This window comes from Pseudomonas sp. NBRC 111133 (assembly GCF_001320605.1).
GTDB lineage: Bacteria > Pseudomonadota > Gammaproteobacteria > Pseudomonadales > Pseudomonadaceae > Aquipseudomonas > Aquipseudomonas monteilii.
The window spans coordinates 37,569-49,972 of sequence record NZ_BCBJ01000033.1 but is presented as its reverse complement, the minus strand read 5'-3'; the positions used below and the strand labels follow the sequence as shown (position 1 = coordinate 49,972).

Below are 12,404 nucleotides of genomic sequence, written 5' to 3'. Positions count from 1 at the left end.
TTGGTGTTGGGTGGCGGCACGCAGCTCGAGGAAGTGACCATGAAAGAAGGTATCCACCCGAACTACGAAGTAGTTGCAGTCACCTGCAGCTGCGGCAACAAGTTCGAAACCCGTTCGACCCTGGGCAATGTCCTGTCGATCGACGTTTGCAACCTGTGCCACCCGTTCTACACCGGTAAGCAGAAAGTCCTGGACACCGGCGGCCGCGTACAGAAGTTCGCCGATCGCTTCGGTATGTTCGGTACCAAGAAGTAATCATGCGCATGGCGAACCCCTCAGGTTTCGCAATGCTGCAAAAAAAGGCGCCCCTTGTGGGCGCTTTTTTTATGGGCGTCATCTGGGCCTTTCCCGCCATGGCATTCTGCCCGCTGCCGCAGCAGCCACAGCAGGTGCTGGTGCGCCAGGTGGTGGATGGCGATACCGTGCGCCTGGCCGATGGCCGCAGTGTACGCCTGATTGGCATCAACGCCCCGGAAATTGGCCGCAACGGGCGCACCAGCGAGCCTTATGCCGAGGCCGCGAAGCGACGCTTGCAGGCGCTGGTCAAGGCCAGTGATGGGCGTGTCGGGTTGGTGCCCGGCGTTGAGGCCAAAGACAAATATGGCCGCACACTGGCGCATATCTACGGTCGCAATGGCGACAATCTGGAAGCACAGTTGCTGAGTGAGGGTTTGGGCTACCGCGTGGCAGTTGCCCCGAATGTACGTCTCAGCGGTTGCCAGCAACTTGCCGAGCAAGCGGCACGCAAGGCAGGCAGCGGCTTGTGGCGCCGTTCGCCCGTGGTGCCGGCAGGGGAGGTCAGACAGGCGGGTTTTGCTGTGGTTAGTGGCCGCATCGAGGGTATCGAACGCAACCGTGGCGGTGTCTGGCTGACGCTGGACGACGCCGTGGTGCTGCAGGTTCCCGCTCGTCTGCAACGCAACTTCCCCCCCAGCTTCTTCGATAACCTCAAGGGACGCCAGGTCGAGGCGCGTGGCTGGGTGCTTGATCGTTCCCGCAAGGGCGGCCTGAAGCCCGGGCAGCGACGCTGGGTGTTGCCATTGACCGATCCGAGCATGTTGGAACGTATTTCAGGCTAAAAGATGTAGACATTTCCCTATTGGATTGTACACACTGTGAGCCGTATGCCCCCGTGGGTTATAGCGTAAAGTCGTAGGCTAAAGGCCTTGACACAAGTGACCGACCAGTCTTGTGACTCCCCGGCTCTTTGCGTATCCTCGGCGGTCCGTCAGAACAGTAAATAGCGGAATGCCCACCATGTCAGACCTGAAAACCGCCGCTCTCGAATACCACGCTCAACCTCGTCCGGGGAAACTGAGCGTCGAGCTCTCCAAGCCCACTGCCACCGCCCGTGACCTCGCCCTGGCCTACAGCCCAGGTGTTGCAGAGCCCGTGCGTGAAATCGGCCGTGATCCAGAGCTGGCTTACAAATACACCGGCAAAGGCAACCTGGTTGCGGTGATTTCCGATGGCACCGCCATCCTCGGTCTGGGCGACCTCGGCCCACTGGCTTCCAAGCCGGTCATGGAAGGCAAGGGTGTTCTGTTCAAGCGTTTCGCCGGTATCGACGTGTTCGACATCGAAGTCGAATCGGAAAGCCCGCAAGCGTTCATCGACACCGTTCGCCGTATTTCGATCACCTTCGGTGGCATCAACCTCGAAGACATCAAGGCGCCTGAGTGCTTCGAGATCGAGCGCACCCTGATCGAACAGTGCGACATTCCGGTATTCCACGATGACCAGCACGGTACCGCCATCGTGACCGCAGCCGGCATGATCAACGCCCTGGAAATCGCCGGCAAGAAGCTGGAAGACGCCAAGATCGTCTGCCTGGGTGCTGGTGCAGCCGCTATCTCCTGCATGAAGCTGCTGGTGAGCATGGGTGCCAAGGTCGAGAACATCTACATGATCGACCGCAGCGGCGTGATTCACGCTGGCCGTGACGACCTGAACCAGTACAAGGCGCAGTTCGCCCACGCTACCGACAAGCGCACCCTGGCTGATGCCCTGAACGGTGCAGACGTGTTCGTAGGCCTGTCCGGCCCGAACCTGCTGAGCCCGGAAGGCCTGAAGTCGATGGCGGCCAACCCGATCGTGTTCGCTTGCTCGAACCCGGACCCGGAAATCTCGCCAGAGCTGGCGCACGCCACCCGTAACGACGTGATCATGGCCACCGGGCGTTCCGACTACCCGAACCAGGTCAACAACGTGCTGGGCTTCCCGTTCATCTTCCGTGGCGCTCTGGACGTTCGCGCCAAGCGCATCAACGAAGAAATGAAGATCGCTGCCGCTATCGCCCTGAAAGACCTGGCCAAGCTGCCAGTGCCGAAGGAAGTGTGCGAAGCCTACGGCGTCGAAGGCCTGGAGTTCGGCCGTGAGTACATCATTCCGAAGCCGCTGGATGCACGTCTGATCACCGTCGTTTCCGACGCTGTGGCCAAGGCCGCCATCGAATCCGGCGTCGCTACCCTGCCGTATCCGAAGCACTACCCGCTGACCAGCGTGGATGACGTGTTCAACGGCTGATTGCCGCTGTAGCGACATGAAAAAGCCCCGGCTCGTATGAGCCGGGGCTTTTTATTGGCCGGGACATTTGGAGCGCCTGGAGGATCGAGCGCCGCCCGCGCGGCGCTCGATTTACGCGCCCACGCAAAACCTGAGTCAGGCACCCAGCCTCAGAACAGATCCATCGGCGCCGCTTCATCGGCTGGCAGCGGGCTGCCCGGTGCTGCGCCATTGCCCAGCTCATCCACCGACGGTGGCGAATCTTCGGCCTTGAACAGCTCGAAGTACGCATTCGGCGTACTCGGCGAGGCAGCGCGGCCACTGACCGGGTCGACCCGCAGGCTAAGGATGCCTTCCGGTTCTGCCGGTGCGTGATTCGGCTTGTCCTTCAGTGCCGCGCCCATGAAGCTCATCCAGATCGGCAAGGCCGCCGTACCGCCGTATTCGCGACGGCCGAGGGTTTCCGGCTGGTCGAAACCGACCCACACGGTGGTCACGTAATCGGCGTTGTAGCCGGAGAACCAGGCGTCCTTGGATTCGTTGGTGGTGCCTGTCTTGCCCGCCAGGTCGGTGCGGCCCAGTGCCAGCGCCCGGCGGCCGGTGCCGCGCTTGATCACGTCCTGCAGCATGCTGGTGAGGATGTAGGTGGTGCGCCCGTCGATGATTTGTTCGGCCACCGCAGGTGCTTGTGGTGCATTCGCAACCTGGCTGAAGGCCGGTGGCGCCTCACCTGGCATGGCGGCGGTGCTGATCGGCTGTTCGGGTGCGGCCAGGCCTGCCTGGTCCTCGGCACCCTGCGGTACGCGGGCCGGGTTGGCGGTGAACAGCGTTTCGCCGCTGCGGCTTTCGATGCGGTCGATCAGGTACGGGGTGATCTTGTAGCCGCCGTTGGCGAATGTGCTCCAGCCGGTGGCGATTTCCATCGGGGTCAGGGTGGCGGTGCCCAGGGCCAGCGACAGGTTGCGTGGCAGGTCCTGCTTGTTGAAACCGAACTTGGCAATGTAGTCGATGGTGCGGTCTACACCCATGGCCTGCAGCAAGCGGATCGACACCAGGTTACGCGACTTGTACAGCGCTTCGCGCATGCGGATCGGGCCGAGGAAGGTGTTGGTATCGTTCTTCGGCCGCCACACTTTATCCACCGACTCGTCGACGAACACGATCGGCGCATCGTTGACCAGGGTGGCTGCCGTGTAGCCGCTGTCCAGTGCGGCACTGTAGATGAATGGCTTGAAGCTCGAACCCGGTTGGCGCTTGGCCTGCATGGCGCGGTTGTAGTTGCTCTGCTCGAATGAGAAGCCGCCAACCAGCGCACGAATGGCGCCGTTGTAAGGGTCGAGGGTGACCAGTGCGCTTTGTGCGCCAGGCACCTGGCTGAACTTGAGCTTGCCATCGTCCAGCCGCTGCAGGCGCACGAGGTCGCCGACCTGGGCCACGTCGGCCGGCGACTGCGGTGTACGGCCCTGGGCGTTGCTGTTTATGAACGGACGCGCCCACTTCATGGTGTCCCAGGCAACCTCGGCTTGCTGGCCGTCGCGGGTCAGCACCTTTAGGCCGGTTTTCTCGACATGGGTGACGATGGCCGGCTCCAGGCCCCCAAGGATGCGCTGCTTGCCCAGTTCCTGTAGCCAGGCTGCCTGGGTGCGGCCCGGGAAGCGGGCTTCGGGGCCGCGGTAACCGTGGCGCTCGTCGTAGTCGGAGAGGCCGTTGAGGATGGCCTTGTTGGCCATTTCCTGCATGTCGCTGGGCACCGTGGTGGTGACGCGGAAGCCTTCGGTGTAGGCGTCGCTGCCGTAACGGCCGACCATCTCCGCGCGGGCCATTTCAGCGATGTAGGGGGCATTCACCTCAGGCGTCGGCACGTGATAGCTCGCATTGAGCGGCTCGGCCAGGGCAGCCTGGTAGCTGGCTTCGTCGATCTTGCCCAGCTTGTACATGCGGCCAAGGATCCAGTCGCGGCGCTCCTTGGCGCGCACCGGGTTGGCCAGTGGATTGAAGCGTGACGGTGCTTTGGGCAGGCCAGCGATCATGGCCATCTGCGCCAGGCTCACGTCGCGGATCGACTTGCCGTAATACACCTGCGCGGCAGCGTCGATGCCGTAGGCGCGGTTGCCCAGGTAGATCTTGTTCACGTACAGCTCGAGGATCTCGTCCTTGGTCAGCTCGCGCTCGATCTGCAGGGCCAGCAGGATCTCGTTGGTCTTGCGCGAGAAGCTGCGTTCGCTGGTGAGGAAGAAGTTTTTCGCCACCTGCATGGTGATGGTGCTGCCGCCGGTCTGGATATGCCCGGTTTTTACCAGCTGGGTCGCCGCGCGCATCAGGCTGCTGGGGTCGACACCGTAGTGGTTGAGGAAATTGTCATCCTCGGCTGACAGAAGTGCCTGAATGAACTGTGGCGGAATTTCCGCGAAGCGGATCGGCGAGCGGCGCATTTCGCCAAACTCGGCAATCAGCTTGCCATCGCTGCTGTACACCCGGAGGGGGATCTGCAACTGGATGCTTCTGAGCGACTCGACCGAGGGCAGGCTGGGGCTAAGATACAGAAACGCACCGCTCACACCGAGTACGAGCGCGCAGATGACTGCGACGGAAGACCACCAGAAGAACTTCAGCAGACGTATCAAGGCTTTTCGGTGTCCAGGTTGAGAGTGGATTGCACGCAGGTCCGGCGGACCAGAAAACGCTGGGCATTATAAGCATTTTTTCGCCTCTCCGGGTTACCGGCCAGGCTGCCCGTTGCCCCGATGAGCAGCCCTGGCCCAGTGTTACCGCGGGGTTGCGACAGATCGCTGCGACACGCAGCAAGGAAGCCGCGATGTTAGGACGCTTCGGCAAGGATGCCGGTTCACTGGTGGGGGTAGAAATTGCCCCGGACGCTGTCCGGGTTGTGCAGCTTCAGCAGCGCAGCCGGCGTTGTCGGGTGCTTGCCTCGGCTCAGGAACCGTTCGAGTCAGCGGCGGGCAATGATTGGACTACGGAGCCCGCTGCGGTGGTGGCAGCCTTGCGTCGTGCCTACCGGCGCAGTGGTCTCAGGCAACGACGGGTAGCGTTGGCGTTACCCGCCAACCAGGTGATCTGCAAGCTGTGCCATCTGCCGATGGAGCAGGCTGGTGTAGAGCTGGAGGCGCAGTTGCTGGCCGATGCCGAGCGACTGTTTCCGTTTCCGCTGGAGGACCTGGCCCTGGATTTTCAGGTGTTGGGGGCGTCTCGCGTGCAACCGGGATGCGCCGAGGTGATGGTGGCCGCATGCCGGCAAAGTGCGTTGGTGTCACTGGAGGCTATCGTCGACGAGGCAGGGTTGCAGCTGGAAGCCGTCGAGGTCGATAACATCGCCCTGTGCCGCATGTTGCCTCAGGGGTGCTTCGAAGGCTCAGCATTACTGCGTGTAGAGGCACATGGTGCAGTTCTGTATGACTGGCATCCCGGTCGGCCCAGCCAGCGGCGTGAATTGCAAACGCAGGGGCAGAAGGGGATGGGGCCGCTGTCGGAGGCGCTGCATAGGCTGCTTGCCGATGAGCATTTGCCTGCGGGCCTGTGGATAACCAGCAGTTGTTCGCTGGATCCTGACTGGCTGCAAAGCCTGGGCCGTCAACTGAAAACGACGTGCCGGCATTTGCCTGGCCGGGCCGGGTTTGAGCATGTCGACGGGTCGATGCTGCTGGCTTGCGCCCTCGCTTATGGAGGATTGCGGCCATGATGCGACTGAACCTGCTGCCTTGGCGTGAGCGGCAGCGCCAGGCCACGCTTCGGCGTTTTCGCTCCCGGTTGGTCGCTGGCGCCATTCTGGCGCTGTGCGCGGTGATGCTGGTCGACCAGTTGGCCCGTCAGCGCGGGCAGCAACAGGCGCTGTCCAACACCCGGCAACAGGCCGCGCTCGATCGCCTGGCCGAGCAATTGCGGCCGTTGGATGATGTGCGTGCACAGCATCAGGCGCTGCTGGAGCGTTTGGCTGCGCTTGAGCGTTTGCGCACTCAGCAGGGCATTCTGGGTGATGTGTTCACTGACCTCGAAGGGGCGCTGCCGATGGGCGTGCAGCTTCTTGACCTCAGCCTGGAAAACGGCCATTTGCAGCTGGCCGGGCTGGCTACCTCCGGCGCCGTGGTTGCGCAGTTCATGCGCGACCTGGAACATTCGCGTGTTCTGCTCGACCTGGAACTCAAGCGCATCAGGAGCGTGCCGGGTGGCGATGAGTTTCTGTTGGCTGCGCGCGTTTCGGCGTTCTGGTCGTGAATGTGGCGCCGATCTTTGCCTGGCTGGCGGTCGCCGAGCACTCCAGGCGTATCAGGTGCCTGGCGCCAGCCATGGTCGCTGTGCTGGTGTTCGGTCTGGGTTGCGCGTTGCGCCTGCCAGCAGCGCTCCAGCAACAGGGACAGGAGGCGTCCAGGCAAGCCTTATTAGACGAACAGCAGTCAGCCAGCACGGCGAAGCGGGTCGAGCTGGAGCAACTGCGGGCAGCGCTGATTGTTGCCGAGCAAGCGTTGCTGGAGGCTCACTGGCACCTGGCCAGCGGGGAGGACATGAGCGACTTGCTCGGCAGCCTGGCTTCGTCGGGGCATGCGCACGGCCTCCTGGTCGAGCGGTTCGATGTGCATGAAAGCGAGCAGCAGGCAGGCTACCGTAAAACACCCCTGCAGGTGCAGGTGATGGGGCCTTACACGGCCTTGCGTCAATGGCTGCACGACTGGCTGGGCCAGGCGCGCCTGCTGCGCAGTGGCGACATCAACCTTTCTATTGTCGAGGGGCAGCCAAGGCTTTTGCGCCTGCAACTGCGTGTAGAGGCCTTCGAGGCAGCCGCACCGGTGCCGGCACCCGAGGCGTTTGCACGCACCTCGGCCAGGGCCGCCACACCAGAACCTGTGGTTGACCCCTTCACGCCAGCAGCGAGACGAATGGCCGGCTTTGGGCTGGGCAGTGTGCCGTTGGCGCAACTGGAAATGGTCGGCAGCCTGTCGCGCGGGATGTCGCACGAGGCGCTGCTGATGGCGGCTGGCAGGCTCTATAGGGTTCGGGAAGGCGAGCGTTTAGGGCGTAACCACGGTGTGGTGGAGCGGGTCGACCAAGGCCAGGTCGAGGTACGCGAACGGCTATTCATGGCGGGGGTGTGGCACGAGCGCACAGCGTTTATCACCCTTGCAAAGCGCCTGGGCAAGGAGGCCCTGGACCAGAATGAAAATGTTGATGAAATGGGTGTTGGCAGCCCTGCTGCCGATCCCGCTGGCGTCGGCGATGCCTTACCAGGGTGAGCCCCTGTCGTTGAACTTCCAGGATGTGGAAGTGCGCTCGGTGCTGCAGGTACTGGCTGATTATGCGGGCGTCAACCTGGTTGCGGGTGACGACGTACAAGGCAACGTCACCTTGCGTTTACAGGATGTACCTTGGGATCAGGCACTCGACCTGGTGTTGCGAAGCAAGGGGCTGGCCCGGCGGCAGGAGGGTAATGTACTGCTGGTGGCACCTGCGGCAGCGTTTGCCGCGCAGCCGTTCGATGCCCCCGTGGGGCTGGAGCCGGATGCGCAGGTGCAGCCGCTGCGCCGTGAGCTGATACCGATCCATCATGCCAAAGCCGCCGAGTTGGTTGAGCTATTGCTGACCAGCCTGGCGGATGACGGCACCCTCACTGCCAGAGGCAGCCTGGCAGTCGACGAGCGCACCAACACACTGGTGGCGTACCAGCCCGCCGACCGCCTGGCGGAACTGCGGCAGCTGGTTGCTCAACTGGACGTGCCGGTGCGCCAGGTGGCGATCGAGGCGCGTATCGTTGAAGCCAACGTCGATTACGAGAAAAGCCTGGGGGTGCGCTGGGGCGGGCCGCTGTATAGCGAAAACCTGCGGCCGGGCCAGGAGCTGTTTGTCGATCTTGGTGTGGAGCGCGCGGGCAGTAGTCTCGGTCTGGGCCTGCTGCGTGGCGACGTGTTGCTCGACCTGGAGCTCAGCGCCATGGAAAAAAGCGGCAACGGCGAGATCATTTCGCAGCCCAAAGTGGTAACGGCCGACAAGGAAACGGCCAGGATCCTCAAAGGCACCGAGGTGCCTTACCAGGAGACCAGTCAGAGTGGCGCCACCTCGGTGTCATTTCGCGAAGCCTCGCTGTCGCTGGAGGTGACTCCGCAGATCACCCCGGACAATAAGGTGATCATGACCGTCAGGGTGACCAAGGACGAGCCGGATTACGTCAATGCCTTGAACAACGTGCCGCCGATTCGCAAGAACGAGGTCAATGCCAAGGTTCGCGTGGCCGACGGTGAAACGATCGTGATTGGTGGCGTGTACTCGACTTCGCAAAACAATGTGGTCGACAAGGTGCCATTTTTCGGCGATCTGCCGTATGTTGGGCGGCTGTTTCGACGCGATGCATTACAAGAGAAAAAATCCGAGCTGCTGGTCTTCCTGACTCCGCGTATCATGAGTGACCAGGCGATTGCTGTGAGTCGTTGATTCTGTGCGAAATTTGATACTTGTGGGGCCCATGGGCGCTGGTAAAAGCACCATTGGACGCCTTTTGGCCAAAGAGCTGCGCCTGCTGTTCAAGGATTCCGACAAGGAAATCGAACTGCGGTGCGGCGCCAATATCCCGTGGATTTTCGACAAGGAAGGCGAGCCGGGTTTTCGTGATCGCGAGCAAGCGATGATCGCCGAACTGTGCGCGCTTGACGGCGTGGTCCTGGCCACCGGCGGCGGCGCGGTGATGCGCGAAGCCAACCGCCAGGCATTGCACCAGGGTGGTCGGGTGATCTACCTGCACGCCTCGGTGGAGCAGCAGGTTGGCCGTACCGCGCGCGACCGCAATCGCCCGCTGCTGCGCACCGCCAACCCCGAGGCGACCTTGCGCGCCCTGCTGGAAGCGCGTGACCCGCTCTACCGCGAGATCGCCGACCTGGTGGTGGAAACCGACGAGCGGCCGCCGCGCATGGTGGTGATCGACATTCTCGAGCGCTTGCAGCAGTTGCCGCCCCGTTAACCCGGGACTATTCTCGGCCACCAGCGCCGAGGCGAGGTTCAACGTTACCGCGCAGGTTGCCCGAACGGCGCCGCGCCCAAGTACATTGTGGGGATACATGCAGACACTTAAGGTCGACCTGGGCGAGCGTAGCTACCCGATCTACATTGGCGAAGGCTTGCTGGACCAGCCCGAGCTGCTGGCACCGCACATTGCCGGCCGGCAAGTCGCCATCGTTTCCAACGAGACCGTCGCGCCCCTGTATCTCGAACGCCTGACCAAGACCCTCGGCGCCTATTCGGTGCTGCCAGTGGTGTTGCCCGATGGTGAGGCCTACAAGAACTGGGAAACCCTGCAGCTGATATTCGATGGCCTGCTGACCGCCCGCCATGATCGCCGCACCACCGTGGTCGCTCTGGGCGGCGGTGTCATCGGTGACATGGCCGGCTTCGCGGCCGCCTGCTACCAGCGTGGTGTCGATTTCATCCAGGTGCCGACCACCCTGCTGTCCCAGGTCGACTCCTCGGTGGGCGGCAAGACCGGTATCAACCACCCGCTGGGCAAGAACATGGTCGGTGCCTTCTATCAGCCCAATGCAGTGCTGATCGACACCACCAGCCTGAAGACGCTGCCCGCGCGGGAGCTGTCGGCTGGACTGGCCGAAGTGATCAAGTACGGCCTGATCTGCGACAAGCCGTTCCTCGCCTGGCTTGAAGACAATATGCAGGCCCTGCGCGGCCTGGACCCTGTGGCCCTGACTGAAGCCATTCGTCGTTCCTGCGCAGCAAAGGCTGCTGTGGTCGGGGCCGATGAGCGTGAGTCCGGCGTACGGGCCACGCTGAACCTGGGGCATACCTTCGGGCATGCCATCGAGACCCACATGGGCTACGGCGTGTGGCTGCACGGCGAAGCCGTGGCAGCGGGCACGGCGATGGCCCTGGAAATGTCCATGCGCCTTGGCTGGATCGACCAGGCCGAGCGCGATCGCGGAATCCGCCTGTTGCAGGACGCAGGTTTGCCGGTGGTGCCACCACAGGAAATGACCCCGGCGCATTTCATGGAGCACATGGCGGTCGACAAGAAGGTGCTCGACGGTCGTCTGCGTCTGGTGCTGCTGCGCCAGATGGGCGAGGCCGTGGTGACCGACGACTATCCGAAAGAGATTCTACAGGCCACGCTGTCGGCGGATTACCGCGCGATCGTGGCCCAGCTTTGAGGTTGTGACAGCGCAATGACCAGTTTGCATGCCGATGAGGCCTTTCTCGACCATTACCAGTTGAGCCACGATCCGTTCGCACCCCGCGTGCCCGGCTTCAAGTTTTTCCCGGCCCAGCGCAAGCCCGTGCTTGGCCAGTTGCACCATCTGGCACGCTACAGCCACTTGATGCTGGTAGTCAGCGGCCCGCTGGGCAGCGGAAAGTCGCTGCTGCGCCAGGCCCTGGTGGCCAGTACCAACAAACAGGCGGTGCAGAGCGTGGTGGTGTCTGCCCGCAGTGCCAGCGATGCTTCCGGCATGCTGGCCCAGGTCGCCCAGGACCTGGGGGTGGACCAGGCTGAAGTGCAGGCGATTCTGTCCAAGGTGGTGCAACTGGCACTCACCGGGCAGGAAGTGTATTTGCTGGTGGACGATGCGGAACAACTCGACGAGTCGGCACTCCAAGCGTTGCTGGAATTGGCGGCCGGTGTGCCGGAAGGGCGCCCGCATGTGTTCCTGTTCGGTGAACCGTCACTGATTGCCGGGCTGGATGAGCTCAATATCGAGGAAGAACGCTTCCACATCATCGAGCTCGCCCCCTACAGTGAAGAGGAAACCCGTGAGTACCTGGAGCAGCGTCTGGAAGGCGCTGGCCGGGGCATCGAGGTGTTCAGCCGTGAACAGATCGTCGATATCCATGAAAACTCCGACGGTTGGCCTGGCAACATCAACCAGGTCGCCCGTGACACTCTGATCGAAGCCATGATCGCCAGCCGCTCGACGGCCAAGCGACCATCCATGGGGTTCAAGATGCCTAAAAAACATGTGCTCGCGCTGTCCGCTGTGGTCGTGGTCGCCGTTGGCGCCGCGGTGTTGATGCCCAAGAAAGGCGACAAGGCGCCGGCCGATGCGCCAGCCGCCCAAGCACAGTTGCCGCTTGGCGAAGGCAAGCAAGGTGCTGCCATCGAATTCTCTGGCTCGTCCCAGCCGATGCCACTGCCTTTGGTGGGCCAGTCCCAGCCGGTGATGCGCGAACCGCTGGCCCAGGCCGCAGGCATGGGTGAAGGTGAAGAAGGCAGCCCGGCAGGCGACACCGCCCTGCAGCCTGGCAACCCACCGCCCACCGTGACCACCATTGCCCCGCCGCAAGGCGTGCCGGCCGGCCCGGCACCTGCGCCTGCCCAGCCCGTTGCCAGTGTGCCTGCCCAGCCAGTGCAGCCGGTGGCGCCTGCGCCGAAACCCGTCGCAACCCAGCCGGTTAAACCGGTTGCACCTGCCAGGCCTGCGCCAGCACCGACCCAGGTTGCCGTGGCCAAGCCAGCCGCCAAACCGGCTGAAAAACCAGCGGCATCCGGTGGTGGCAGCGGTGGCTGGTACGCCGGGCAAAAGCCGGGTAACTATGTGGTGCAGATCCTCGGCACCAGCTCCGAGGCTTCGGCCCAGGCGTACGTCAAGGCCCAGGGTGGCGACTATCGCTACTTCAAGAAAAACCTGCAGGGCAAGCCGTTGTACGTCGTGACTTATGGCAGCTTCGCCAACCGCGATGCAGCGGTTGCGGCAATCAAGAACTTGCCAGCGAAGGTCCAGGCTGGTAAACCTTGGCCACGTACCGTCGCCAGCGTCCAACAAGAGCTGGCCTCGGCCCGCTGATACCTTCCGGGCGGCATCACCCCGCCGCCCAGTAGCTAAGCGAATTCTAGCTTTCGACTAGCCTGCTGCGTTTTAACGCGGCAGGCTTTTCTGTCCCAGACTGCCGGCCACAAGCCT

The 12,404-nt window shown here is 62.9% G+C and carries 11 protein-coding genes; 10 read left to right on the top strand and 1 reads right to left on the bottom strand.

Going from position 1 to position 12,404, the window contains the following annotated elements; genetic code table 11:
- The first annotated feature begins 39 nt into the window (after window positions 1–39).
- From rpmE to APH36_RS07100, 3 genes are all read left to right on the top strand, one after another.
- A complete protein-coding gene (gene rpmE, locus APH36_RS07110) occupies window positions 40–255 on the top strand; it encodes a 50S ribosomal protein L31 (RefSeq protein WP_012274639.1) in 216 nt (71 codons plus the stop codon).
- A 2-nt stretch (window positions 256–257) separates the two neighbouring features.
- Window positions 258–1,079, top strand: a complete 822-nt coding sequence (locus APH36_RS07105) for a thermonuclease family protein (RefSeq protein ID WP_060498055.1) — start codon at window positions 258–260, stop codon at window positions 1,077–1,079.
- Between the two features lie 178 nt (window positions 1,080–1,257).
- Window positions 1,258–2,526, top strand: coding sequence for a malic enzyme-like NAD(P)-binding protein (locus APH36_RS07100; protein WP_060498054.1), 1,269 nt, complete (start codon window positions 1,258–1,260; stop codon window positions 2,524–2,526).
- Window positions 2,527–2,675: 149 nt separating this feature from the next.
- On the opposite strand, the gene APH36_RS07095 is transcribed toward APH36_RS07100, so the two are convergent.
- Window positions 2,676–5,129 carry a penicillin-binding protein 1A gene (locus APH36_RS07095; RefSeq protein ID WP_060498053.1) on the bottom strand — a complete coding sequence of 818 codons (2,454 nt, stop codon included), beginning with the start codon at window positions 5,127–5,129 and terminating at the stop codon, window positions 2,676–2,678.
- 191 nt (window positions 5,130–5,320) lie between these two features.
- Here APH36_RS07095 and pilM point away from each other — a divergent pair, with 191 nt between their 5' ends.
- The 7 genes from pilM (at window position 5,321) to APH36_RS07060 (ending at window position 12,287) form a co-directional block, all read left to right on the top strand.
- Entirely contained in the window at window positions 5,321–6,202 is an 882-nt protein-coding gene (gene pilM, locus APH36_RS07090) for a type IV pilus biogenesis protein PilM (RefSeq protein ID WP_060498052.1), read from the top strand.
- Window positions 6,199–6,735, top strand: coding sequence for a PilN domain-containing protein (locus tag APH36_RS07085; protein WP_060498051.1), 537 nt, complete (start codon window positions 6,199–6,201; stop codon window positions 6,733–6,735). Before pilM ends, APH36_RS07085 begins: the two co-directional genes overlap by 4 nt.
- A gap of 11 nt (window positions 6,736–6,746) precedes the next feature.
- A complete protein-coding gene (locus APH36_RS07080; protein ID WP_060498096.1) occupies window positions 6,747–7,748 on the top strand; it encodes a pilus assembly protein PilP in 1,002 nt (333 codons plus the stop codon).
- Entirely contained in the window at window positions 7,672–8,940 is a 1,269-nt protein-coding gene (locus tag APH36_RS07075) for a type IV pilus secretin PilQ (protein WP_082426354.1), read from the top strand. Before APH36_RS07080 ends, APH36_RS07075 begins: the two co-directional genes overlap by 77 nt.
- Window positions 8,941–8,944: 4 nt before the next feature.
- On the top strand, window positions 8,945–9,463 hold the full coding sequence (gene aroK / locus APH36_RS07070) for a shikimate kinase AroK (RefSeq protein ID WP_028698445.1): 519 nt from the start codon (window positions 8,945–8,947) through the stop codon (window positions 9,461–9,463).
- A gap of 97 nt (window positions 9,464–9,560) precedes the next feature.
- Window positions 9,561–10,658, top strand: coding sequence for a 3-dehydroquinate synthase (aroB, locus tag APH36_RS07065; RefSeq protein WP_060498049.1), 1,098 nt, complete (start codon window positions 9,561–9,563; stop codon window positions 10,656–10,658).
- Between the two features lie 15 nt (window positions 10,659–10,673).
- Window positions 10,674–12,287 carry an SPOR domain-containing protein gene (locus tag APH36_RS07060; protein ID WP_060498048.1) on the top strand — a complete coding sequence of 538 codons (1,614 nt, stop codon included), beginning with the start codon at window positions 10,674–10,676 and terminating at the stop codon, window positions 12,285–12,287.
- Window positions 12,288–12,404: the final 117 nt, after the last annotated feature.